The sequence below is a fragment of the Pseudomonas sp. PDM17 genome (genome assembly GCF_014851985.1).
Taxonomy (GTDB): Bacteria; Pseudomonadota; Gammaproteobacteria; order Pseudomonadales; family Pseudomonadaceae; genus Pseudomonas.
On sequence record NZ_JACVAT010000011.1, the window covers coordinates 109653 to 132621 of the forward strand.

The 22969-nt window shown below is 66.0% G+C and carries 19 protein-coding genes; 7 read left to right on the top strand and 12 right to left on the bottom strand.

Annotated elements, in window-relative coordinates; translation table 11 throughout:
• Positions 1 to 13: 13 nt before the first annotated feature.
• Positions 14 to 85, bottom strand: a complete 72-nt coding sequence (gene pqqA / locus IB256_RS29010; protein WP_003106462.1) for a pyrroloquinoline quinone precursor peptide PqqA — start codon at positions 83 to 85, stop codon at positions 14 to 16.
• A 386-nt stretch (positions 86 to 471) separates the two neighbouring features.
• On the opposite strand from pqqA, the gene IB256_RS29015 reads away from it, so the two are divergent.
• A complete protein-coding gene (locus IB256_RS29015; RefSeq protein ID WP_192404859.1) occupies positions 472 to 2406 on the top strand; it encodes a sigma-54-dependent Fis family transcriptional regulator in 1935 nt (644 codons plus the stop codon).
• A 328-nt stretch (positions 2407 to 2734) separates the two neighbouring features.
• On the opposite strand, the gene aldA is transcribed toward IB256_RS29015, so the two are convergent.
• From aldA to pedF, 8 genes are all read right to left on the bottom strand, one after another.
• The gene (gene aldA, locus IB256_RS29020; protein WP_151186978.1) at positions 2735 to 4171 is read right to left on the bottom strand and encodes an aldehyde dehydrogenase; all 1437 of its coding nucleotides are present in this window, start codon (positions 4169 to 4171) and stop codon (positions 2735 to 2737) included.
• A gap of 23 nt (positions 4172 to 4194) precedes the next feature.
• A complete protein-coding gene (locus IB256_RS29025; RefSeq protein ID WP_192296059.1) occupies positions 4195 to 6378 on the bottom strand; it encodes a PQQ-dependent dehydrogenase, methanol/ethanol family in 2184 nt (727 codons plus the stop codon).
• A gap of 503 nt (positions 6379 to 6881) precedes the next feature.
• Positions 6882 to 8402 carry an aldehyde dehydrogenase family protein gene (locus tag IB256_RS29030; protein WP_192404860.1) on the bottom strand — a complete coding sequence of 507 codons (1521 nt, stop codon included), beginning with the start codon at positions 8400 to 8402 and terminating at the stop codon, positions 6882 to 6884.
• Positions 8403 to 9097: 695 nt separating this feature from the next.
• On the bottom strand, positions 9098 to 10870 hold the full coding sequence (locus IB256_RS29035) for a methanol/ethanol family PQQ-dependent dehydrogenase (RefSeq protein ID WP_192404861.1): 1773 nt from the start codon (positions 10868 to 10870) through the stop codon (positions 9098 to 9100).
• 315 nt (positions 10871 to 11185) lie between these two features.
• The gene (locus IB256_RS29040) at positions 11186 to 12115 is read right to left on the bottom strand and encodes a quinoprotein relay system zinc metallohydrolase 1 (RefSeq protein ID WP_192404862.1); all 930 of its coding nucleotides are present in this window, start codon (positions 12113 to 12115) and stop codon (positions 11186 to 11188) included.
• 42 nt (positions 12116 to 12157) lie between these two features.
• Positions 12158 to 12910 carry a quinoprotein dehydrogenase-associated SoxYZ-like carrier gene (locus IB256_RS29045; RefSeq protein ID WP_405308368.1) on the bottom strand — a complete coding sequence of 251 codons (753 nt, stop codon included), beginning with the start codon at positions 12908 to 12910 and terminating at the stop codon, positions 12158 to 12160.
• A gap of 7 nt (positions 12911 to 12917) precedes the next feature.
• Positions 12918 to 13817, bottom strand: a complete 900-nt coding sequence (locus IB256_RS29050; protein WP_192296062.1) for a substrate-binding periplasmic protein — start codon at positions 13815 to 13817, stop codon at positions 12918 to 12920.
• Between the two features lie 5 nt (positions 13818 to 13822).
• Positions 13823 to 14260 carry a cytochrome c-550 PedF gene (gene pedF / locus IB256_RS29055; protein ID WP_192296063.1) on the bottom strand — a complete coding sequence of 146 codons (438 nt, stop codon included), beginning with the start codon at positions 14258 to 14260 and terminating at the stop codon, positions 13823 to 13825.
• Between the two features lie 268 nt (positions 14261 to 14528).
• On the opposite strand from pedF, the gene IB256_RS29060 reads away from it, so the two are divergent.
• Positions 14529 to 14963, top strand: a complete 435-nt coding sequence (locus IB256_RS29060; RefSeq protein ID WP_088421446.1) for a carboxymuconolactone decarboxylase family protein — start codon at positions 14529 to 14531, stop codon at positions 14961 to 14963.
• A gap of 267 nt (positions 14964 to 15230) precedes the next feature.
• On the opposite strand, the gene codA is transcribed toward IB256_RS29060, so the two are convergent.
• From codA to codB, 3 genes are read right to left on the bottom strand one after another with little or no spacing between them, the layout of a single operon-like run.
• A complete protein-coding gene (gene codA / locus IB256_RS29065; protein ID WP_192296064.1) occupies positions 15231 to 16472 on the bottom strand; it encodes a cytosine deaminase in 1242 nt (413 codons plus the stop codon).
• A gap of 22 nt (positions 16473 to 16494) precedes the next feature.
• Positions 16495 to 17715, bottom strand: coding sequence for a PucR family transcriptional regulator (locus tag IB256_RS29070; RefSeq protein ID WP_192296065.1), 1221 nt, complete (start codon positions 17713 to 17715; stop codon positions 16495 to 16497).
• Entirely contained in the window at positions 17712 to 18971 is a 1260-nt protein-coding gene (gene codB / locus IB256_RS29075; protein ID WP_192223342.1) for a cytosine permease, read from the bottom strand. The genes IB256_RS29070 and codB overlap by 4 nt, the downstream gene beginning before the upstream one ends.
• Positions 18972 to 19433: 462 nt before the next feature.
• On the opposite strand from codB, the gene IB256_RS29080 reads away from it, so the two are divergent.
• From IB256_RS29080 to IB256_RS29100, 5 genes are read left to right on the top strand one after another with little or no spacing between them, the layout of a single operon-like run.
• Positions 19434 to 20579 carry an amine dehydrogenase large subunit gene (locus IB256_RS29080; RefSeq protein ID WP_192404864.1) on the top strand — a complete coding sequence of 382 codons (1146 nt, stop codon included), beginning with the start codon at positions 19434 to 19436 and terminating at the stop codon, positions 20577 to 20579.
• A 34-nt stretch (positions 20580 to 20613) separates the two neighbouring features.
• Positions 20614 to 21153 (top strand): MauE/DoxX family redox-associated membrane protein, encoded by a 540-nt coding sequence (locus IB256_RS29085; protein WP_192404865.1) that lies wholly within the window; start codon positions 20614 to 20616, stop codon positions 21151 to 21153.
• A gap of 4 nt (positions 21154 to 21157) precedes the next feature.
• Complete coding sequence (gene mauD, locus IB256_RS29090; RefSeq protein ID WP_192296068.1) at positions 21158 to 21790, top strand: methylamine dehydrogenase accessory protein MauD; 633 nt, start codon at positions 21158 to 21160, stop codon at positions 21788 to 21790.
• Between the two features lie 17 nt (positions 21791 to 21807).
• The gene (locus IB256_RS29095; protein WP_045217996.1) at positions 21808 to 22329 is read left to right on the top strand and encodes a methylamine dehydrogenase light chain; all 522 of its coding nucleotides are present in this window, start codon (positions 21808 to 21810) and stop codon (positions 22327 to 22329) included.
• Positions 22330 to 22346: 17 nt separating this feature from the next.
• Complete coding sequence (locus tag IB256_RS29100) at positions 22347 to 22874, top strand: c-type cytochrome (protein WP_192296069.1); 528 nt, start codon at positions 22347 to 22349, stop codon at positions 22872 to 22874.
• The last annotated feature ends 95 nt before the right edge of the window (positions 22875 to 22969 follow it).

Below are 22969 nucleotides of genomic sequence, written 5' to 3' on the forward strand. Positions count from 1 at the left end.
GGGGCCGAGTGGATCAGCGGTTGGCGAAGTACAGGGTCACTTCGAAGCCAAGGCGCAGGTCGGTGAAGCTAGGCTTGGTCCACATGGGTCTGTCCTCTTTCTTGTTGGAAGGCGCCGGCAAGCCCGGCAAGTCGAGTTAAACACCAGGGTCGGACACTCCGAATGATACTTTCGAAGGAGATTCCCCCCTGATTTGGTAGCGGGCCCGCGACAGCTGTCGCACCCCGCCGCTACAACTGTCCCATCGCTGCGACAGCCGTTGCCCGGTTGCGCCCGCACCTTTTGGCGGCGAGCGCTCTGGCGCAGGGCTCGGCGCCCCGCGCGGCGTATTTCGGCACAGGCCTTGCTCGGGCTCTCGTCGCCCGTGACCCACCGGTCTAGACTAGCCAATCCTCGGAACGGTCCTACACGGAGCCGGTCCCATACAAAAACAATGCGCCGCAGTCCGACTGACGGCCGCCGGGAGTGACCATGCACCCGCAATCCCTGGAAAACTGCCCGAACGACCTTGCCGCCTTCATCGCCGATCACTTCGGCGAGCGTGACATCCAGCCCGAGGGCGCCATCGCGCGCTCCTGGTACCGCAGCGTGATGGAGCACCATCTCGACCCGCGCGCGCGGGCGGAAAAACACATCCTCACCGCCGGGGAAATCCGCGAGCACCAGGGCCTGCACCAGGACTACCTGGCGATTGCCAGCCAGGGTGTCACCGGCCTTGCCCGGCGCGTGCTGCCGGCCGGTTTCGCGGTGCTGCTCAGCGACGAGCGCGGCATCACCCTCGATGCGCGCCTGCCCAGCGAGCGCGACCGCTACACCCAGGCCGGGCTGATCGTCGGCGCGCGCTGGGACGAATCCATCGCCGGCACCAACGGCATCGGCACCGCGCTGGCCGCTGGCGAGGCGCTGACCATCCACCGCCAGGAGCACTTCCTGGTGAGCAACTTCCGCCTGAGCTGCTCGGTGGCACCGATCTTCGACGCCCAGCACCGCCTGCGCGGCTGCCTGAACGCCACCTGCCTGTACAACGACGGGCCCAAGGACGCGCAGTACCTGACCCTGCAGCTGGTGATCCTGTACGCCCGGCTGATCGAAAACGCCAGCTTCCGCCAGCGCTACCGCGACCGCCTGACCCTCTCGGTGAAGGCCCGCGACGAGGTGTCGGACCTGGCCAACGAACAACTGATCGCCCTCGACGAACAGGGCCGGGTGATCGGCGGCAACCATGCCGCTTTCACCGCCTGCCGCGGCGAGCTGCTGGGCAGCCGCATCGAGCAACTGCTGGAGGCGGACGTCGACCAGTTGCTCGACCTGAGCAAGGGTGGCGCGCGGGGCATCCGCCTGCGCACCCTGGCCGATCACGCGCTGGTCGATGTCGGCCTGCGCACGCCGGCCAGCCTGCCACGCCGCGGTGCGCCAGCCGCTGCTGCCTCGAAAAGCCCGGAGCATCCCGACCTCACCCGACTCGCCGGCGCCGACCCACGCCTGCAGGACGGCGTGCGCAAGCTGCGCAAGGTGCTCGACAAGGGCATTTCCATCCTGGTCACCGGCGAGACCGGTACCGGCAAGGAAGCCTTCGCCCGCGCCATTCACCAGGCGAGTGCGCGCCACGCCGGGCCCTTCGTTGCGCTGAACTGCGCGGCGATCCCGGAAAGCCTGATCGAGAGCGAACTCTTCGGCTACCGCGGCGGCAGCTTTACCGGTGCCAGCAAGAAAGGCATGAAGGGCAAGCTGGAACTGGCCAACGGCGGCACGCTGTTCCTCGACGAGATCGGTGACATGCCGGCGCACCTGCAGACGCGCCTGCTGCGCGTGCTGGCTGAGCGCGAAATCCTCCCGCTGGGCGCCGAAGCGCCAGTGGCACTGGACGTGCAGGTGGTCTCCGCGACCCACCAGAACCTCGCCGAGATGATCCGTGCCAAGGGCTTCCGCGAGGACCTGTTCTACCGCCTCGCCGGCATGACCCTGCAGTTGCCGGCACTGCGCGAGCGCACTGACCGCGAAGCGCTGATCGACAGCCTGCTGGCGGGCCTGGGCGGCGCCCTGCGCCTCGATGGCGCGGTGCGCGAGCGGCTGCGCGGCCATCCGTGGCCGGGCAACATCCGCCAGTTGCTGAACTGCTTGCGCTACGCCGCTGCCCTCGCCGAGGACGGCCGCATAGACCTGGACTGCCTGCCGATGGAGTTGCATCAGGCTGCTCCTGCCGCCACTGCCGAAGCGCTGCCGACGGCCACCACGACCGGCCTCGCCGCCCGCCTGGACGACGACGAAGCCCGCCACCTGCTGGCGGTGCTGCGTGAGCAGCAGTGGAACATCAGTGCGGTGGCGCAGCAGTTCGGCATTGCCCGGTCGACCCTGTATCGGAAGATGAAGAAGCACGGCATCGTGCAGCCCAACGCGCTGTATTGATCCTTCCCCTTTTCCCTGCGTCCGCGAATCACCGGCTTCGGGCGCAGGGAAAAAGGAGCGAGCCTCACCTGGCAAGGAAGGCCCGCCCAAGCAGAACGGTGATACGGCATTCCGTTTCCCAGGAAACACCGTGCACACCCTGACACCCTCTCCCCCGCCCTCTCCTTGAAGGGAGAGGGAGTATTCGAGTGAAGCGTGGCGATGGTGCTTTCCTGACACATTGATATCAGGAGGAAGCCGTCGCTGCGCTTCACGCCGATCCAGTCCCCTCTCCCTTCAGGGAGAGGGTTAGGAAGAGGGTCCAAGCCCAGACACGGACTAGCCCGGCTCACTCCTGCGCATAAACCACATGCGTATGCGTGTACTCGTACAACCCATGTTTGCCATCCGCGCCGCCGATGCCGGACTTGCGGGTACCGGCGTGGAAGCCCTGCATCGCCTCGAAGTTCTCGCGGTTGATGTAGGTTTCGCCGAAGTCCAGCTCGCGGCTGGCCTTGAGCGCGGCGCTGAGGTTGCGGGTGTAGATCGACGAGGTCAGACCGTAGTCGCTGTCGTTGGCCAGGGCGATGGCTTCGTCGAGGTCGTCCACCACCTGGATCGGCAGCACCGGGCCGAAGATCTCCTTGCGCATGATCTCCATGTCGCCCTTGCAGCCGGCGAGCACGGTGGGCTGGTAGTGGAAGCCCTTGCCGAGGTCAGCCACGGCGCCGCCGGTAATGATCTGGGCGCCCTGCCCGGTCGCCGTGCGGACCATCTGCGCGACCTTGTCCAGGCCGATGCGGTTGACCAGTGGGCCCATGTCGAGGTCCGCCTGCACGTTCGGGTCGCCGAAGCGGGTGGCGGCCATGGCGGCGGCGATCTTCTCGATGAACTGGTCGGCCACCTGGCGCTGCACGTAGACGCGCTCGGCGCAGTTGCACACCTGCCCGGTGTTGATCACCCGCGAGGCCTTGATGGCGTTCACCGCCAGCTCCAGGTCGGCGTCGGCGAGGACGATGGCCGGCGCCTTGCCGCCCAGCTCCAGGTTCAGCTTGGTGATATTCGGCGCGGCCGCCGCCATGATCCGCGAGCCGGTGGCAACGCTGCCGGTGAAGCTGATCAGGTCCACCCCGGCGTGGCTGGTCAGCGCACTGCCGGCGCTGGCCCCGGTGCCGCCGACGACGTTGAAGACGCCGGTGGGCAGGTCGGTCTCCGCCACCAGACGGGCGAACTCGAAGCAGTTGATCGGGGTTTCTTCGCTGGGCTTGACGACGATGGTATTGCCGGTCAGTAGCGCCGGCGCCATCTTCCGGGCGATGAGGAAGAACGGGAAGTTCCACGGCAGGATGCCCGCCACCACGCCCAGCGGCTTGCGCAGCAGGAAGATGTGCTCGCCGGCGCGGTCGCTGGTCAGCACTTCGCCTTCCAGGCGGCGCGCCCACTCGGCCATGTAGTCGAGGTAGTCGGCGGTGAAGTTCACTTCCACTTCCGCCAGCGCCGGCACCTTGCCCTGCTCGGCGGTGATGATCTTCGCCAGGCGCGGGGCATTGGCACGGACCTTCTCGGCGATCTTGCGCAGGTAACCGGCGCGCTCGATGGCCGGCCTGGCCGCCCAGCCCTTCTGCGCCGCGCGGGCGGCGCCGATGGCGCTGTCCACCTGGGCCGCGCTGGCCTCGGGGATGCGCGCCAGCAGCTCGCCGTTGGCCGGGTTGTGTACCTCGATCAACGGCTCGCCGGCGACGAAGCGGTTGTCGATGTAGTGCTGGTAGGTTGTCACGTCAGTCATGGGGTTGGTCTCCTTCTAGACGGTCACTTGGCGGCGGTCTTCTGCGCGCCGGCCAGTTGTTCCTTGAGGTCGTAGGCGCGCTTGATCAGGTACTGGTGCACGGCCTCGGCCTGCTGCAGGTCGAGGTGACCCTGGAACGAGGGCATGCCGTCGGGGATGCGGCCGCCGTAGATGATTCCGAGGAAGCGCTGGTGGTTTTCCGCACTGAGGGTGCGCAGGTCGGGCACCACGCCGCCGCTGATGGCGTTGATGCCATGGCACTGCGAGCAGCTGCCGTTGAACAGCTCGCGGCCCTGGTCGATCTGCGCGGTGGTGCCGGTCAGCGCCGGCGGCTCGGGCTTGCGGTCGGCCCACTTGTAGTTGATGTCCGGAAGCTTCGCGGTGCCGCCCAGCTTGTAGGTCAGCACCTGGGCGTTGGGCTTGACCCCGGCGCGCAGCGACAGGGCACCGGCGAAGGTGGAGAAGGCGCCGCCCCAGCCGGCCATGAAGGTCACGTACTGCTCGCCATCCACCTCATAGGTGATCGGCGCGGCCATCACGCCGGTGTTGGCCGGGGATTCCCAGAGCTTCTTGCCGTTCTCGGCGGCATAGGCCACCACGCGGCCGTCGGCGGTGCCCTCGAACACCAGGTTGCCGGCGGTGCTCAGGGTGCCGCCGTTGAAGATGGTGCTGTAGGGAACTTCCCAGCGCTTTTCCTGCTTCACCGGGTCCCAGGCGATCAGCTTGCCGGTCCAGGTGTCGGCGATCTTGCGCAGGCCTTCGGGGTCCTCGGGCATCATCCCGGTGTTGACGTCGAGCTGGTAGATGCTCTTGAACTTGGAGCGCGGCGGCGCGCCGTCGACGTCCTGGTACATCGCCGACATGATGTGCGCGGGGATGTACACCAGCCCCGTGTTGGGGTTGTAAGACATGGGCTGCCAGTCGTGGGCGCCCCAGAAGGCCGGCTGGATCAGGCGAGCCTTCTTCTGCGGGTCCTTCCAGTAGTCGGAGACCTTCTCGTTGCGGATCGGCCGGCCGGTCTTCATGTCGATGCCGGTGGCCCAGTTGATCGGGATGAAGTTCTTCGCCGAGAGCAGCTCGCCGGTCGCGCGGTCGATAACGTAGAAGAAGCCGTTCTTCGGCGCCTGCATCAGCACTTTGCGCTGTTTACCGTCGATCTCCAGGTCCACCAGCATGATGTGCTGGGTCGCGGTGTAGTCCCAGGCGTCGCCGGGTGTGGTCTGGTAGTGCCAGACGTACTCGCCGTTGTCGGGGTTGATCGCCACGATGGACGAGAGGAACAGGTTGTCGCCCTTGCCTTCGCTGCGGATGCGCGGGTTCCACGAGGAGCCGTTGCCGACGCCAATGTACAGCAGGTTCAGCTCCGGGTCGTAGGACATGGAGTCCCACACCGTGCCGCCACCGCCCTGCTTGTGGTAGTTGTCGCCGAACCAGGTCTTGGCGGCGATCTCCATGCCCTTGCCCTTGGGCATTTCCTTCGGGTCTCCGGGCACGGTGAAGAAGCGCCAGTCCTGCTTGCCGGTCTCAGCGTCGTAGGCGGTGATGTAGCCGCGCACGCCGAACTCGGCGCCGCCGTTGCCGATGATGACCTTGCCCTTCACGATGCGCGGCGCGCCGGTGATGGTGATGCTGCGCGTCGGGTCGCTGCGGGTATCGACGCTCCACACGCGCTTGCCGGTCTTGGCGTCGATGGCCTCCAGACGGCCATCGAGCACGCCGACGTAGACCTTGCCCTTCCACACCGCCACGCCACGGTTCACCGCGTCGCAGCAGGCTTCGCCGGCGCGGCTGCGGTCGGACTGCGGGTCGTACTTCCACAGTTGCTCACCGGTGCGGGCGTCCAGCGCGTAGACGATGGAGAACGGCCCGGTGGTGTACATCACGCCATCGACCACGATCGGCGTGGCTTCCACGCCACGGTCGATGTCCAGCTTGTGGCTCCAGGCCAGGCCCAGGTTGCCGACGTTGCTCTGATCGATCTTCTTCAGCGGGCTGAAGCGTTGCTCGTCGTAGGTGCGGCCGGTGGACATCCAGTTGCCCGGCTCGCTGTTGGCGGCGGCGATACGCTTGCCATCGACGTTGGCCGGGACTTCAGCAGCCTGGAGATTGGGGGACAGACCGGCCATCAGCAGCGAAGCGGTCAGCAGGGAATGACGCAGGGTGGGTTGCAGGCGAACGGAAGGCACTTGCAGGCCAATCGATCTCATGGAGGTTCTCCGATTCTTGTTGGTGCCGCAGATCGTTCGCCGCGGCTTGGAAGGCTCAGAGCAACCGCTGTGCCAGGCTTGCAGGAGTACGCTGAAGGCCCCGTGTTTCCTGGCCTCTGGCATTCCTCACGGGATGTGATGCGGATGTTGCGGGCGCTACAGGTGTTGCGCAGGACAGCGGCAGGTGTTGCGGGCGCGGGACGCCTAAAACGCTCTTGTAGGAGCGGATTCATCCGCGATGGGTATCCGGCGCGAAGCGGGGCCAATCGCGGACGGAGTCCGCTCCTACGCGGGGACGAATCGCGATGCCAGCCAGGAAAAAGAAAACGCGGCAGAAGCCGCGTTCGACGAAGGCCGTCGCCCATGGAAGTGGGCACGGAAGCGGACGGCCGCCCGAGCGGGCGCGTCGACACAAGGGATACCCGGTGGAGTGCCGGGCGGTACACCAGAGAAGGGAGCCGGCGAACCTGATGGGGTAAGGCCCGCCGGCTGGCAGCAACGCCTTAGAAGAAGCCCTGCGGGTTGATGTCGTAGCTCACCAGCAGGTTCTTGGTCTGCTGGTAGTGGTCGAGCATCATCTTGTGGGTTTCGCGGCCGACGCCGGATTTCTTGTAACCGCCGAAGGCAGCGTGCGCCGGGTACAGGTGGTAGCAGTTGGTCCACACGCGGCCGGACTGGATGCCCCGGCCCATGCGCCAGGCGCGGTTGATGTCGCGGGTCCACACACCGGCGCCCAGGCCGAACTCGGTGTCGTTGGCGATCGCCAGCGCTTCGGCTTCGTCCTTGAAGGTGGTCACGCCCACCACCGGCCCGAAGATTTCCTCCTGGAACACACGCATGCCGTTGTGCCCTTTGAGCAGGGTCGGCTGGATGTAGTAACCGCTGGCCAGGTCGCCCTCCAGGCGCTCGCTGGAACCGCCGGTGAGCAGCTCGGCGCCCTCGCCCTGGGCGATGTCGAGGTAGGAGAGGATCTTCTCGTACTGCTGTTGCGAGGCCTGGGCGCCGACCATGGTGTCGGTGTCCAGCGGGTTGCCGCGCTTGATCGCCTTGATCTTCTTCATCACCTCGACCATGAACGGCTCGAAGATCGACTCCTGTACCAGCGCCCGCGACGGGCAGGTGCACACTTCGCCCTGGTTGAAGAAGGCCAGCACCAGGCCCTCGGCGGCCTTCTCGATGAAGGCCGGCTCGGCCTGCATGATGTCTTCGAAGAAGATGTTCGGGCTCTTGCCGCCCAGCTCCACGGTGGACGGGATGATGTTCTCCGCCGCGCAATGGAGGATATGCGAACCGACCGGGGTAGAGCCGGTGAAGGCGATCTTGGCGATGCGCTTGCTGGTGGCCAGCGCCTGGCCTGCTTCCTTGCCGAAGCCCTGGACGATGTTCAGCACGCCCGGCGGCAGCAGGTCGCCGATGATCTCGGCCAGCAGCATGATCGACAGCGGCGTCTGCTCCGCCGGCTTGAGCACCACGCAGTTGCCGGCGGCCAGGGCCGGGGCCAGCTTCCACGCGGCCATCAGCAGCGGGAAGTTCCACGGGATGATCTGCCCGACCACGCCCAGCGGTTCGTGGATGTGGTAGGCGACGGTGTTCTCGTTGATCTCGGCGGCGCCGCCTTCCTGAGCGCGGATGCAGCCGGCGTAGTAGCGGAAGTGGTCGGCGGCCAGCGGCACGTCGGCGTTGAGGGTCTCGCGCACGGCCTTGCCGTTGTCCCAGGTCTCGGCGACGGCGAGCTGCTCCAGGTTCTGCTCGATGCGGTCGGCAATCTTCAGCAGGATCAGCGCACGGTCCTGCACCGAGGTGCGGCCCCAGCTGCCGGCCACGGCGTGGGCAGCGTCGAGGGCGCGTTCGATGTCTTCGGCGGTGGAGCGCGGGAACTCGGCGATGACTTCGCCATTCACCGGCGAGGTGTTGCTGAAGTACTGGCCCAGCACCGGCGCGACGAACTCGCCGCCGATGTAGTTGCCATAGCGCGGTTTGAGGGTGACGACGGCGCCTGGGGTTCCGGGTGCGGCGTAGATCATGGGGATGCTCTCCTGTCGGTTCCCGGCCTCCATCGGCCAGGTCATGGAGCGATCTTAGGCAGCGCCCTTCCCGACCCGGAATGCACCCATGGGAGTGGTGGGTTACTCATTTGGTAGTAGATGCGGTGGGCGTGGCTGTTTGTAGGGCGGATAACCCGGAACGGGTTATCCGCCGACGCCACCACGGCGGATAACGCTGTCGCGTTATGCGCCCTACTGTGCTGGGTGGTTCGCGAGCAAGCTCGCTCCTACAGGGAAATACCGTGCCGTCCGGTTCGCGAGCAAGCTCGCTCCTACAAAGAGCCAATGCCTCGCCCGCCCCTGGCTTTGGATTTTGAGGACTTCCAGAGAAGTATCCGCACACGCCGAACGCCCCGTTCAGGAGGCCTCGTTGAAGCGGAGTTTCAGGGGTTGAGCGACATGGATGTCGCGAGAGCTGCGATGGGCCAGGGATGGCCCTTCGCAGCGGGCCCCTGAAACTCCGCTTCAACGAGGGAATTTTTCGCCCCAAGCGAAAAACCGGATGTCCGGGGCAAGACCTTTGCCTACTTTGCGTCGTTTGGCAAAGTAGGTCGCCCGAGGGGGCGAAACCCAATATCTCCGCTTACACCGATGCGGCGCAGGAACACCCAGACCCCAACGCAAAAACAAAGGGCCGGCTCAATGGCCGGCCCTTTTCCCCGATCACACAACCATCACTTCTTCGCTACCAGATCCTTCGGCAGCTTGAAGGTCCAGATCATCCCGCCCTGATCGAGGTCCTTGATGCGCTTGGCCACCTCGCCACCCCACAGGGGCACCGCGCCGCCCCAGCCGGAAAGCACGGTCACATACTGCTCGCCGTCCATCTCCCAGGTGATAGGCGAAGCGATCACGCCCGAACCGGTGTTGAACTGATAGAGCTTCTTGCCGGTCTTGGCGTCGAAGGCCATCAGGTAGCCCTCGGGGTTGCCGGTGAACACCAGGTTGCCGTGGGTCGCCAGCACGCCGCCCCACAGCGGCGCGTAGTTCTCGTAGCGCCAGACCTGCTTGCCGGTCTTCGGATCGATGGCGCGCAGCACGCCGATGTACTTCTCGTTCAGCGGCTTGATGGTAAAGCCCGCGCCGAGGTACGCCGCGCCTTTCTTGTAGGCGATGTTCTCGTTCCACATGTCCATGCCCCACTCGTTGGACGGGACGTAGAACAGACCGGTGTCCTGGCTGTAGGCCATGGGCATCCAGTTCTTGCCACCCAGGAAGGACGGCGCGACGAACACCGAAGTGCCCTTCTCACCACCCTCGCTCGGAGCCCCCGGACGGTGGGCGTCGTCATAGATCGGCCGGCCGTCCTTGTCCAGGCCCTTGGCCCAGGTCACCTTGTCGACGAAGGGGAAGCCACGGATGAACTTGCCGTTGGTGCGGTCGAGAACGTAGAAGAAGCCGTTGCGATCGGCGGTCGCCGCGGCCTGCACGGTCTTGCCGCCGTCCTTGTAGTCGAAGGACACCAGCTCGTTGACGCCGTCGAAGTCCCAACCGTCGTGCGGGGTAGTCTGGAAGTGCCACTTGATCGAGCCGTCTTCCGGGTTCAGCGCCAGGCGCGAGGAGGAGAACAGGTTGTCGCCCGGACGCAGGTGCGAATTCCACGGCGACGGGTTGCCGGTGCCGATGAACAGCGAGTCGGTGCTCGGGTCGTAGTAGCCGCCCAGCCAGGGCGCGGCGCCGCCGGTCTTCCACAGGTCGCCCGGCCAGGTCTTGCCCGCCTCGCCGCCGGAGATGCCGTTCTCCACCGCCTTGCCGTCCTTGTAGACGTAGCCCATGTGGCCTTCCACGGTCGGACGGCTCCACAGCAGCTCGCCGTTGGTGGGGTTGTAGGCCTCGATCTTGCCGACCACGCCGAACTCGCCACCGGCCACGCCGGTGATCAGCTTGCCCTTGGCGATCAGCGGCGCGGCGGAGATGGAGTAGCCGGCCTTGTAGTCCGCCACGGTCTTTTTCCACACCACCTTGCCGGTGTCCTTGTTCAGGGCGACCAGCTTGGCGTCGAGGGTGCCGAAGATCACCAGGTCGCCGTACAGGGCCACGCCACGGTTGATCACGTCGCAGCAGGGCATGATGCCGTCGGGCAGACGCGCGTCGTACTGCCAGAGCTTGCGACCGGTGCGTGCGTCGGCGGCAAACACCCGCGAGTAGGAGGCGGTGACGTACATCACGCCGTCCTTGATCAGCGGTTGCGCCTGCTGGCCGCGCTGCTTCTCACCACCGAAGGACAGCGCCCAGACCGGCCGCAGTTCTTTCACGTTGTCGCTGTTCAGGGTATTGAGCGGGCTGAAGCGCTGGCCCTGCTGGTTGATCCCGTTGACCACGACCTGGTCGGTACGCTTGGCGGAATCGCTGATGTCCTGGTCGGTCACCCCGGCGTGGGCGCCCAGGGAGGCCAGGCTGATGGCGGTGAACAGCACGGTGCGGGCGAAAGGTTGAAGCTGTCTCATGGCGGTGCGCCTCTGCGATTGTTGTTGTACCCGGGAAAGTTCCCCGGTCTGTCGCAGATTCTTGGTTTCGTGGGCCGCACCAACAATTGAACGCAGTGCCGAATTTCCTAGTTCCTTGGTAGCAATACCGGGCCGCGAAGGCGCGGAAATAGGGGCGTGCGTAGGAGCAGACTTTGTCCGCGATGGCATCCGGTGCGATGCGGACCTATCGCGGACGGAGTCCGCTCCTACGTTTCCGTAAAGCTGGGCATTTTCTGTAGGAACGGGCGGCCCCGCAGCGGAGTTGTCAGCGAGCGTATGGGTACGAAAGCGCGGTCAGTGCTCGTCGACACGCGGCAGGGCCTTCTGCTCGTAACGCGGGTAGAGGTGGCTGACGCTGCGGATCAGCTCGTAGCGCGTCAGGCTGACGCCGGCGAAGCGCTCGGGGATGGGCGTGCGCAGGAGGTCGTTCATGTCGGCGCCCTGGGCGATGCCATCGCGCATCACGCCATCGAGCCAGCCGAGGTAGTCGCGCATCTGCGCAAAGGGCGCGGCGTCGGTGGCGATGGGGCCGTGGCCGGGGACAATAAGTTTCCAGGGCAATTTCTGCAGCGTGTCGATATCGCCCAGCCACACGTCCAGGCCCGGACTGTTCGGCGTGGTCAGCGCACGCTGGTAGAACACGATGTCCCCGGCGAACAGCACGCCGGTGGTCTCGTCGAGTATCGCCAGGTCCGCGCCGGTATGCCCGCGCAGGCCGACCAGCCGAAACCGGTGACTGCCCATCTGCAGGATGCCCGGCTCCACGGCCTCGGTGGGCAGCACCACTTCCGTGCCGCGCATCCAGTCGCCGAGCAGGCGGTACATGTTCTCCGCCATGGCGTTGCCCTGCTCTTTCAGCAGCTTGTCGGTGCCGGCCAGCGCACCGATGGGCACATCGATGAAGGCCTGGTTGCCCAGCACGTGGTCGGGGTGGTGATGGGTAAGCAGCACGCGCCTCACCGGCTTGCCGGTGGTTTGCTGGATCAGCGCACGCAGGGCTTCGCCGTAGCGTTTCGACGGGCCGGTATCGATCACCAGTACGCCGTCGCCAGTGTCGATGAAGGCGACGTTGACAATGGCACCACCGTTGTCCTTGGCGAAGTTGTCGGTACTGCCTTCCACCAGCCAGGTGCCTTCGGCGATCCGCCGGGGTTCGAGGTGGTACTGCAGGTCGGCAAGTGCCGGCAGGCACAGGCAGGCCAGGGCGATCAGGAGGAAACGCATGGGCACCTCGTCAGCACAGGGCGGCGGCAACTCGGTGCGGCGTCAGCGCAGAGCGGCCTGGAATTCGTTGCCGTTGTTGTCGTGCAGCCAGAGCTGTGTGTGCGGATGGCCGCGCACCTCGAAAGTGAAGGTGGGGTTCTCGCTCACCGCCGGGAACAGGTCCAGGCGGGCGAAGACTTGCCCGTCCGGCCCGCGCAGCTCGGCGTGATCCAGATAGAACTCGGGGATGCCACCGACCAGCCCGTTGTCCATCGGGTGCGAGACCGACAGGCGCACCCGGCTGTATTCGCCCCTGGCGAAGGACTCACCGTGCACCTGGCCGAGGCGGTCTTCCCAGCCCGGCTGCGCACGCACCACGCTGGGCGCGGTGCAGCCGCCACCGGCGGCATCGATCCAGGCCGAGCCGACATGCCAGACACCCTTCTCGTCCCGCAGCGCGGCGCGGATCGGCGTGGCCTGCTCGATGCGGATGCGCACCGCGAGCAACGGCTCCAGATGCTCGCCCGGATAGAGCGTCAGCACATGGGGAATCGGGTTCAGCTCGGCCCACAGCAGCAGCCGGTCGAAGCGCCCCGGCAAGGCGCGGGCGTCCACTTCTACCGGGACCTGGCGGGCGTCCTCGGCGAACGGCGGCACGCCCAGTTTCACCCGCTCATCGAAGACGTAGGGTTCGCCATCGAGCAGGCGCTTGTGGTGGTACTCCCACATCACCGAGGGCATCGGGTCTCCCTCCACCGCTGCCACCAGCAGCGGCAGCGCGCAGATCCCGAGCAGCAGTTCGCGCCTGTGCATCATGTCTCCCTCACTGCACGTCCTGGTAGAGCCCCGGCAGTTCGTAACGCACGCCGTAGGCCGCGTAGAGCTTTTCCATCTCGCCGCTGCGCACCAGCTCCTCCAGCTCGCCGTCCAGGGCGTTGGAGAGCTGGCGGTTGCTTTCATGCACGGCCATACCGATGTCCCACTCGGGCTGACCGAGGTTGGGATAGGTGTTTTCGGCGTTCTTCAGGTGCTCGTCGGCGGCCTGCGCGCGCATCCAGTCCAGTTCGCCGCGCAGGGCCATCACCGCATCCACCTTGCCCGCGCGCATGCCGTCGAAGGCCGCCTGGGTACTGGGGAAGTGCACGGTCATGCGGCTGAGCTGGCCGCCCAGCACCGAGGTCAGGTAGAAGGACGGCACGCTGTCCAGCTCGACACCGATGGGGTGTTCGCGGAAAGCGGCGATGGTATCCACCTCGGACAGCCGGCGGTCGTCGCTGACCACCTGCCAGCGCTCGCGCTGGTAGGGACCGAACATCACCACCTGTTCGTTGGCGAACTCGCCGACATCGTTGCGCCGGTTGGCGTACTGGCGGTCGTAGGGCACACGCAACATCACGTCGGCGACCACGCCGGGGCGCAGGTAGTGGCCCTTCCAGATGAAGTTGCGAAGGTCGTCATCCAGGCGCTCGCCAGGCGTGACCCAGAGGAACTCCGCGCGCAGGCCAAGGCCGCTGGCCAGGCGCTGGGCGAGGTCGATGTCGACTCCGCGCGGCTGCCCGCCCTGCATGAAGCTGTAGGGCGGGAAGTTCTCGTACACGGCCACCCGCAGCACGCCGCTGGTGACCATGTCCTCGTAGGGGCGAACCCCGGCCTGCGCCTGCCCCAGCAGCAGGCACAGGGCCAGGCTCAGGAGTGCGTCGATCAGCAGAGTGGGCAGGCGCATGGCGGTCACTCTTCCACGTGCACGCTGTCCAGGTAGGTGCGGATCGCCCAGAGGCCTTCCTGGCTGATGTAGTCGGCCATCTTCGGCATGTACACGGCGCCGTCGCGCACCGCGCCGTTGATCACCCGCTCCTTGAACCACTCATCCCCTTCGGCGCCGACGTCGAGCATGCGCAGGTCGGGGGCGATGCCGCCGGATTTGGCCTCCAGGCCGTGGCAGCGCGCACAGTTCTGGTTGTACGCCGAGGCGCCGATCTCCACCGCCTTGGCGTGGTTGGCATAGGGCTCGCGGTAGGGGTTGGTGTCGCGCCATTCCTTGCCCAGCGGTTCCAGCCCCGTGGTATCCACTGCCTGGGGCGTCACATTGCCGTGGGACAGGGCCAGACCCGAAACACCCAGGCCGGCCACTAACAGCAGGCCACACAGCACGTTCTTGTTGTTCATCACTTCATCCTCTCATCGAGATGCTTGGCAAGGCACGGCGCCCGGAACGACGCCTGTGATGAGATGGTAAGAACGCGCGGCCGGCGGCCGAATCCTGCTTTGGATGCTCCCGCCTACTCCCTTGGTACTAGAACGGCGGTCGGCCATGACCGTTGAATGGCCGCCATTGGTCTGCCGCTATTGTCGGGAATTGGCTATTCGAAGGTAGCGGCGCGAGGGGTAACTTAGCTCCATTCCCGCACTAGCGCGGGCCCCACTGGAGATCGCCATGAGCGCACGAATCGAATGGCCCAAGGCCGCCCCTGACGCCTACAAGGCCATGCTCGGCCTGGAGCAGGCCCTGGCCAAGTCCGGGCTGGAAACCTCGCTGCTGGAGCTGGTGCGCCTGCGCGCCTCGCAGATCAATGGCTGCGCCTACTGCGTGAACATGCACGCCAATGACGCGCGCAAGGCCGGCGAGACCGAGGCACGGCTGCAGACCCTGAGCGTCTGGGAGGAAACCCGCTTCTTCACCGAACGCGAGCGCGCCGCGCTGGCCTGGGTGGAAAGCCTCACCCGCCTGCCGGAAAAACACGCCCCGCAGGACCAGTTCGACGCCCTGCGCGAGCAGTTCAGCGAAGCCGAGATCGTCAACCTGACTCTGGCGATTGCCACCATCAATGCGTGGAACCGCTTTGGCGTCGGCATGGCGATGGTGCCCTGAGCAAGTTCGTGCCACTGCTGTCCCTCACCCCCGCCCTCTCCCAGAGGGAGAGGGAGCTGTCCGTGCCGGCTGACGCCATGGCCTCACACTGCACCGGGCGGTCCCCTCTCCCCCTGGGAGAGGGTTAGGGTGAGGGCAGGCGCCGCGCAGGAATTCGTGAAGATTCCACGCTCGCATCGCGCGGTATGAACGGCGTTTCCGCTGTAGGAGCGGGCCATGCCCGCGATCGCGCCCATGGGGCGCTCCTACAGGTGAAGCCGTCGCTTATCAGCCCTCGACCAGCTCCACCTGCTCCGGCTCGCGCTTCATCAGCACGCGGCCATTGCGGATCGAGTACAGCGCCTTGGTCTGCTGGCGCACCGCTTCGTAGTCGCTCTCCACCCCCAGCACCAGCAGGTTGGCCGGACGGCCGGCGGCGATGCCGTAGCGCGCGCCCAGGTTCAGCGCGCGGGCGCTGTTGTCGGTGACCAGGTCCAGCGCGCGCTGCAGGTCGTCGAAACCCATCATGTGGCAGATGTGCAGGCCGGCATCCAGCACGCGCAGGATGTTGCCGTTGCCCAGCGGGTACCACGGGTCCTTGATCGAATCCTGGCCGAAGCAGACGTTCATGCCGGCACGGTCGATCTCGGCCACGCGGGTCACGCCACGGCGTTTCGGGAAGGTGTCGAAGCGTCCCTGCAGGTGGATGCTCTCGGTCGGGCAGGAGACGAAGTTGATGCCCGAGCGCTTGAGCAGGCGGAACAGCTTGGAGCAGTAGGCGTTGTCGTAGGAGCCCATCGCGGTGGTGTGGCTGGCGGTGACGCGACCGCCCATGCCGCGCACGCGGGCTTCTTCGGCGAGCACTTCGAGGAAGCGCGAGTTCGGGTCGTCGGTCTCGTCGCAGTGCACGTCCACCAGGCAGCCGGTGCGCTCGGCCAGGTCCATCAGGAACTTGATCGAGCTGACGCCCTGCTCGCGGGTGTTCTCGAAGTGCGGGATGCCACCAACCACGTCCGCGCCGAGGCGAATCGCCTCTTCCATCAGCTCGCGGCCGCCCTCGTAGGACTCGATGCCCTCCTGCGGGAAGGCGACGATCTGCAGGTCCACCAGGTGCCGCGCTTCTTCACGAACCTCCACCATGGCCTTGAGCGCGGCCAGGGTCGGATCGGTCACGTCGACGTGGGTACGCACATGCTGGATGCCGTGGGCGGCCAGCATGCGGATGGTCGTGTGGGCACGGGACTTGGTGTCATCAAAGGTAATGGTTTCCTTGCGCTGGGCCCAGCGCTCGATGCCCTCGAACAGGGTGCCGCTCATGTTCCACTCCGGCTCGCCGGCGGTCAGGGTGGCGTCGAGGTGGATATGCGGTTCCACCAGCGGAGCGATGGCCAGGTTGCCACGGGCGTCGATGTCGTCGCCGCTGGCGGCTACGCTGCCGGCTTGCTGCACGACTTCGGCGATGACGTCGCCTTCGCAGCGGATGGTGAACAGGCCGGTCTGCTTGCGCAGCGAGGCGTTGATGATCTTCATGGGCTCGTAGGTCCTCTTCAGGCTATTCGTGGCGCGGCGCATTGGACATGCGCCAGATGAGCAGCGCCACGGAGGTATTCAGGCGGAACTGCGCGTCGTCCAGGGACTGGCCGCTGAGGGCCTCGATGCGCGCGATCCGCTGGTTCAGGGTGTTGCGGTGGATGCCCAGGCGCTGTGCCGCCCGGAGCGCGTTGCCGCCTTCCTGGACGAGCGCGTCGAGCGTCTCGATCAGCAACTGCGGCTGTTTGCGGCCCGCGTCATTGAGCGGGCCGAGGGTGTCCTTCATGAACTGCTCGACCACCGCACGATCGGGGATCGCCCGCAGCAGGCGCAGCACGCCCAGCTCACGGTAGTCGCAGAAGCCGGCGGGCGCCTGCATGCCTTCGGCGACGTCCAGCGCCTGGCGGGCTTCGAGCAGCGCGCGGGGGAACTCGGCGCAGGACTCGGCGCGGGCGGACAAACCGAGATAGGCACGCAACGGCGCGAGTTCCTGCTGCAAGCCGGCGGCCAGGGCGTGCAGTTCGGCGCGCTCGGCACTCCTGGAATCATCCAGCAGCAGGACGAACAGGTCACCCTGGATCACCACCGGCAGGCGCTCGGGGCGCTCCTGCTGCCAGTTCTCCAGGTGGTCGAGCAGGCGCTGGCGGGTCAGTTGCAGCGCGCGCTCGGCCTCCTCCGGCTCCTGCTGCTGGAACAGCGTGTCGACGCCGGACAGCCGCAACGCCACCAGGCGCCGTGGCGTCTCCACCGGCAGTTCCAGATGCTGGGCGCGACGGCGGACAATCTCCAGGCTCGGGTAGTCGCCGCTGAGCAGCTGGCCGAGGATGTCGCGGCGCGAGGTCTTCACCTGGGTCATCTGCACCAGCGCCGTGCCGATCAGGTGGGTGACGATGACCATCTTCAGCGCGTAGGGCTGCTCGATCAGCGGCAGCCCTTGAGTCTCGGCCAGATGAACCACAGACAGAGGGATGCGCTGGATGAACTCGTCGCCGGTGAGGATGACGATGCCGGCGATGCCGCTGGCGACGCCTTCGCGCACCAGCTGCAGCAGGTTGGCCTCGTCACGGGTGTGGTTGATGCCGGTGACGAACACCAGCTCGCCGCCCATCACCCAGTCGGCGATGCCGACGTTCTCCGCCACGTAGGACCAGCGCACGCTGCGATGCACATTGCGCGCGCCGGCCCGCAGCGCGAGGCTTTCCAGCCCCGGCAGACGGAGGATTTCCTCGACGCTCAGGCTCAAGCGCGCGGCTCGGTCACCGGCGCACGGGCGCGGGTGACTTCGGTGAGGACGATGTAGCAGATGGCCGAAGCGGCAATGCCCACCAGCGGCGCGATCCACGGCGAGGCGTAGGCCAGGCCTGCACCGACTGCGTAGGACACCAGGCCAGTGACGTTGAACGCCGGGATGTGGCTGCCCACCAGCGCCGGGTATTCACCGCGGTTGCGGTACCAGTAGTCGGCCATGATCACGCCACCCAGTGGCGGGATGATCGAGCCCAGCAGCACCAGGAACGGGATCAGCCATTCGTACATGCCGCCGATGGCGAGGATGATGCCGATACCGGCGGCCAGCAGGGTCATGGTGCGGCGACGTTCGCTGCGCACCAGGTGGCAGGCGGCGGCGGAGACGTTGTAGATGGTCGGGCCCTGGATGGTCCACAGGTTCAGGCAGAGCATGATCACCGCCGCGAAGGACAGGCCCTGCAGCACCATCACTTCGACGATGTCGGCGTTCTGGTAGACGATGGCGCACCAGGCGCCGGCGACGATCATCAGGCCGTTGCCGATGAGGAACGCGACCACGCTGGCGATCACTGCGATGCGCCCGCTGCGGGCCATGCGGGTCCAGTTGGTGGCCTGGGTCGCGCCGCTGGCGAAGGTGCCGAAGACCATGGTCACGGCGGCGGAGAAGGTCAGGGTCTGGCTCGGTTCCTTCGCCAGCAGGCCGCTCCAGCCACCGGCGTGGTTGGTCGCGATGACCATCGATGCCACCAGCAGGATGAACATCAGCGGCACCGACACGCGGGACATGATGTCCAGGCCCTTGAAGCCGATGATCGCAGTAATCGAGAACAGCAGGCCGAAGATCACCATCAGCGGGATGTTCAGCCACTCCGGCAGGGACAGCATCTTCACCAGCACGATGGCCACGGTGGCGGTGCCCCAGGCGTACCAGCCCAGTTCGGCGAAGCCGAGGAGGAAGTCGGACAGCTTGCTGCCGCGCTCGCCGAAGCAGAAGCGCCCCATCAGCACGGTGTTCAGGCCGCTGCGCGAGGCGATCAGGCCCAGGGCGGCGGCGTAGACGGCGAGCAGCACGTTGCCGATGAAGGCGACCCAGAGCATGTCGACGAAGTCGAAGGCCATGCCGATCTTGCCGCCGGCGAACATGGTGCCGGTGAAGAAGGTGAAGCTGAACAGGACCATGGCGATGGGCAGCAGGCCTTTGCGCCCTTCCCTGGGCGTGGCGCTCAGGGGGAACTCACTGGGGGAACTCATCGAGGGGGGATCTCCGCGAGGATTGGTTGAGGACTCCCGGCACAACGCAAATAGCGGGCCGGAAAAGCCAATCAGGAACGACGCGGAAATTTTGAGCATGTCGAACATTGTGAACTGTTCACAATGCACACTTCCGGTGGGTGTTACGGCGTTTCAAGATAGCTCAAATGTGCATTGTGCGGATTTTCGGGGCACGATGCAGCTTTTTCGCACCAAAACCTGACGAAGCCTTGATCCATGTCTGTGCCGTTCGGCGGATTTCCCGCCTCCAAACGCAACGGCAGTCTGCACTTTCTCCCTGCGACACCCTGTCACCCCCAGACAAGGAAATGGCACGGACAACAAGTCCGCTGCAAACCGACGCAGGCAGACTCTCCTCAATGTTCCGTCCGCTGTCCGCCCCTGGCAGACGGCCCGATAACAACCGATAGCCCGCCAACAAGAAAAAGGGAGTACCCGCCAATGAGCGTCGCCAGGTTCCTCGCTCCATCGGTCCTCGCGCTGAGCACGTGCCTCGCGATGGGCGCAGCCCAGGCCGAGCTGCCGACCGAGAGCATCGGTGAGACAGTCTTGCCGTTCCCGCCCTCGCCGCACCGCGCCTACATCGTCGACGTGGAGTTCGAGAACTTCATCGCCGGCCGCGTCACCGTGGTCGACCCCGAGCAGAAGAAGATGCTCGGCATGGTCAGCACCGGCTTCGTGGCTCCGTCCACCCTGAGCCACGATGCGAAGACCCTGTACTCCGCCGACACCTTCTACTCCCGCGGCACCCGCGGCGTGCGCACCGACGTGCTGACCGCCTGGGACACCTCGAACCTGCGTCCGAAGTGGGAAGTGGAAATCCCGGCCAAGCGCGCCTCGATCCTGACCCAGAAGTACGCCCTGGGCGCGAGCTCGGACGACCGCTTCGTCTACATCTACAACTTCACCCCGTCCACTTCGGTCACCGTCGTCGACACCCAGGAGAAGAAGGTCGCCAGCGAAATCGCCATCAGCGGCTGCGTGCTCAACTACCCGGTAGGCAAGCGCGCCTTCGCCTCGCTGTGCGGTGACGGCCAACTGCAGATCACCAAGATTGGTGACGACGGCAAGGAAACCGGCCGCAGCCAGACTCCGTTCTTCGATCCGAACAAGGAGAAGCTCAACGAACGCGGCCTGGCGGTGGGCGAGACCTACTTCTTCGTGTCCACCGACGGCATGGTCAAGCCGGTGGACGTCTCCGGCGACAAGCCGAAGATGCTGCCGAGCTGGTCGCTGACCACCGACGAAGAGCGCAAGAAAGGCTGGGGCACCGGCGGCTGGCAGCTGATGGCCGTAGCGCCCAAGCTCAACCGCATGTACGTGCTGATGCATGAAGAGCACAGCGCCGGCAAATGGGAAGACCCGAGCCCGTTCATCTGGGTCTACGACCTGAAGACGCAGAAGAAGATCGGCACCCTGGAAGCGCCCAAGCCGGTGTGGAGCCTGCATGCCACTACCGACGACAAGCCATTGCTGCTGGGCACCGACATCGAAGGCGGCCTGCAGATCTTCGACCTGAAGACTGGCAAGTACAACGGCGCCATGGACAAGATCGCCAAGACGCCGATCCTGGTCCTGAGCCACTGATCCATTCCGAGAAAGCCAACCGAGAGGTACGGAAATGTTTTCCGATCCGATCCTGATCATCGCCAGTGCGGTGGCCGTTGCAGTGCTGCTCGCCAGCGCAGCCAGCCACAAGCTGCGCGCGCCGATGCGCTTCGCCCGCCAGGTCGAAGACTACGGTCTGCTGCCGGCCTCGCTGGTCGGCCCGGTGGCCCGCGTGCTGCCGGTGGTCGAAGGCGTTGTCGCCTTCGCCCTGCTGGTGCCGGCGAGCCGCCACGTCGCGGCCCTGGCCGCCACGGCGCTGATCCTGTTCTATGCCGGCGCCATCGGCATCAACCTCTGGCGCGGGCGCCGCGACATCGACTGCGGCTGCTCCGGCCCCGGCCAGATGCAACCGCTGCGCCCGGTACTGCTGCTGCGCAACGCGATCATCGCCGCGCTCGCCCTGATCGCCTCCTGCGCTCCGCAGGCTCGCGAGATGGGCGTGTTCGACGCCTTCGTGATTCTCGCCGCCAGCGCTGTCGCCCTGTTCCTGTATGCCGCGGCCGATGGCCTGCTGGCCAATCATCCCCGCCTGCTCAAACTCATCGGAAGGTGAACAAATGGAAGGTCTGATCGTTTCCAACATTCTTCTCTGGGTGCTGCTCATCGCCCTCGCCTTCACCGTCATGGCGCTGGTGCGCCAGATCGGCGTCCTCCACGGCCGCATCGCGCCGGCCGGCGCGCTGATGGTCGACAAGGGCGTGGCGGTCAACGAGCCCGCCCCCAAAGTCACCGCCGCCGACCGTCATGGTCGTCCGGTCAACTTCGGTTATGAAGGCGAGCGCGGCCAGCTGCTGTTCTTCCTCTCGCCGACCTGCCCGATCTGCAAATCACTGCTGCCGGCGATCAAGTCCATCGCCAAGGACAAGGCCGGCGAGCTGGAAGTGATCTACGTCAGCGACGGCGACATGGCCGCCCAGCAGGCGCTGATCGCCGAGCACGGCCTGGAGAAGTCCGCCTACGTGGTCGGCCCGGAAGTGGGCATGACCTACCAGATCGGAAAGCTGCCCTACGCCGCGCTGATCGACAGCAAGGGCGTGCTGCGCGCCAAGGGCCTGGTGAACTCCCGCGAGCATCTGGACAGCCTGTTCGAGGTCGAGCACCTGGGCAGCGCCACCCTGCAGCAGTACATGAATGGCCACAGCCACAACGGCGTGCACACCCACGACGCCAGCCACGGCCACAGCCACTGATCACGGAGAGAACAAGAATGAAATTCCTCGACAACCTGTTCGAGCGCTCCTCCCGCCAGGTGGCCAACGTCACTTCGCGGCGCAAGCTGCTGGGCCGCTTCGGCTCGCTGCTGGTGGCCGGCGCCGCCCTGCCGATCATCCTGCCGATCGACCGCACCTCCAAGGCCCTGGCCGCCGAGGCGCCCAAGGCTGGCGATCCGGGTGACCCAAACAGCTGCGACTACTGGCGCTACTGCTCCATCGACGGTTTCCTCTGCACCTGCTGCGGCGGCACCACCACCTCCTGCCCGCCCGGCACCGATGCCTCGCAAGTGACCTGGATCGGCACCTGCCGCAACCCGGCAGACGGCAAGGACTACATCATTTCCTACAACGACTGCTGCGGTAAGCACAGCTGCTCCCAGTGCGCCTGTACCCGCAACGAGAGCGAGGAACCGCTGTACCGTCCGTTCAACAACAACGACGTCAACTGGTGCCTGGGCGCGGAATCGCGCATCTACAACTGCACCGTCACCATCATCCGCGGCGTCGCGGTCTGAAGTCGGGAGAAAAGCCCATGCGCAGTCTCGTTGTCGGCGCCCTGCTCTGCAGTCTGGTCGCCCCCATTGCCCAGGCCCGTGCGATCCCCGATCCGCACCAGCGGCCGGCGCCCGGCAACGAGGAGGTGCAGAAGCCGATCTCCCAGCAGAGCTACAGCCCGGCTACCAACTACCAGCTGCAATGCGCCGGCTGCCATCTCACCGAAGGCAGCGGCAGCAAGGCCAACGACACGCCGCGCCTGCACGGCTTCGTCGGCAACTTCCTGAAGGTGGAGGGTGGGCGGCAATTCCTCGTGCGCGTGCCGGGCATGTCCCAGTCCGCGCTGAACGACGCGCAACTGGCCGACCTGCTCAACTGGCTGCTGCGCAAGGAGGGCATGGCTGGCAACAGCATGCCCGCCGAGTTCAAGCCCTACACCGCCGAGGAAGTCAAAGCCACGCGCTACCAGGCCCTGCTCAACCTGCCCGGCACACGCGCTGGGCTGATCCAGGAAATGCGCAAGCAGGGCATCACCATCACCGATGGGATGAGCGATGCGTACTGAGTGATTGCTCCGGTGGCTGCCCGCCGGAAAACAGCTTTGCCTCCGCACTACGCCCGCTGCTCCAGCGGGCCTTTTTATGCGCAAAGGGTTTGCAG

What these genes read in the sequence shown, in the direction of transcription:
- codB (WP_192223342.1), bottom strand. Translation starts at nt 18,971, where the DNA reads ATGAGTTCCCCCAGTGAGTTCCCCCTGAGCGCCACGCCCAGGGAAGGG.
- IB256_RS29045 (WP_405308368.1), bottom strand. Translation starts at nt 12,910, where the DNA reads ATGATGCACAGGCGCGAACTGCTGCTCGGGATCTGCGCGCTGCCGCTG.
- pedF (WP_192296063.1), bottom strand. Translation starts at nt 14,260, where the DNA reads ATGAACAACAAGAACGTGCTGTGTGGCCTGCTGTTAGTGGCCGGCCTG.
- IB256_RS29015 (WP_192404859.1), top strand. Translation starts at nt 472, where the DNA reads ATGCACCCGCAATCCCTGGAAAACTGCCCGAACGACCTTGCCGCCTTC.
- IB256_RS29085 (WP_192404865.1), top strand. Translation starts at nt 20,614, where the DNA reads ATGTTTTCCGATCCGATCCTGATCATCGCCAGTGCGGTGGCCGTTGCA.
- IB256_RS29030 (WP_192404860.1), bottom strand. Translation starts at nt 8,402, where the DNA reads ATGATCTACGCCGCACCCGGAACCCCAGGCGCCGTCGTCACCCTCAAA.
- IB256_RS29060 (WP_088421446.1), top strand. Translation starts at nt 14,529, where the DNA reads ATGAGCGCACGAATCGAATGGCCCAAGGCCGCCCCTGACGCCTACAAG.
- IB256_RS29095 (WP_045217996.1), top strand. Translation starts at nt 21,808, where the DNA reads ATGAAATTCCTCGACAACCTGTTCGAGCGCTCCTCCCGCCAGGTGGCC.
- IB256_RS29080 (WP_192404864.1), top strand. Translation starts at nt 19,434, where the DNA reads ATGAGCGTCGCCAGGTTCCTCGCTCCATCGGTCCTCGCGCTGAGCACG.
- mauD (WP_192296068.1), top strand. Translation starts at nt 21,158, where the DNA reads ATGGAAGGTCTGATCGTTTCCAACATTCTTCTCTGGGTGCTGCTCATC.
- aldA (WP_151186978.1), bottom strand. Translation starts at nt 4,171, where the DNA reads ATGACTGACGTGACAACCTACCAGCACTACATCGACAACCGCTTCGTC.
- IB256_RS29100 (WP_192296069.1), top strand. Translation starts at nt 22,347, where the DNA reads ATGCGCAGTCTCGTTGTCGGCGCCCTGCTCTGCAGTCTGGTCGCCCCC.
- IB256_RS29025 (WP_192296059.1), bottom strand. Translation starts at nt 6,378, where the DNA reads ATGAGATCGATTGGCCTGCAAGTGCCTTCCGTTCGCCTGCAACCCACC.
- IB256_RS29040 (WP_192404862.1), bottom strand. Translation starts at nt 12,115, where the DNA reads ATGCGTTTCCTCCTGATCGCCCTGGCCTGCCTGTGCCTGCCGGCACTT.
- codA (WP_192296064.1), bottom strand. Translation starts at nt 16,472, where the DNA reads ATGAAGATCATCAACGCCTCGCTGCGCAAGCAGACCGGCCTGTTCACC.
- IB256_RS29050 (WP_192296062.1), bottom strand. Translation starts at nt 13,817, where the DNA reads ATGCGCCTGCCCACTCTGCTGATCGACGCACTCCTGAGCCTGGCCCTG.
- IB256_RS29035 (WP_192404861.1), bottom strand. Translation starts at nt 10,870, where the DNA reads ATGAGACAGCTTCAACCTTTCGCCCGCACCGTGCTGTTCACCGCCATC.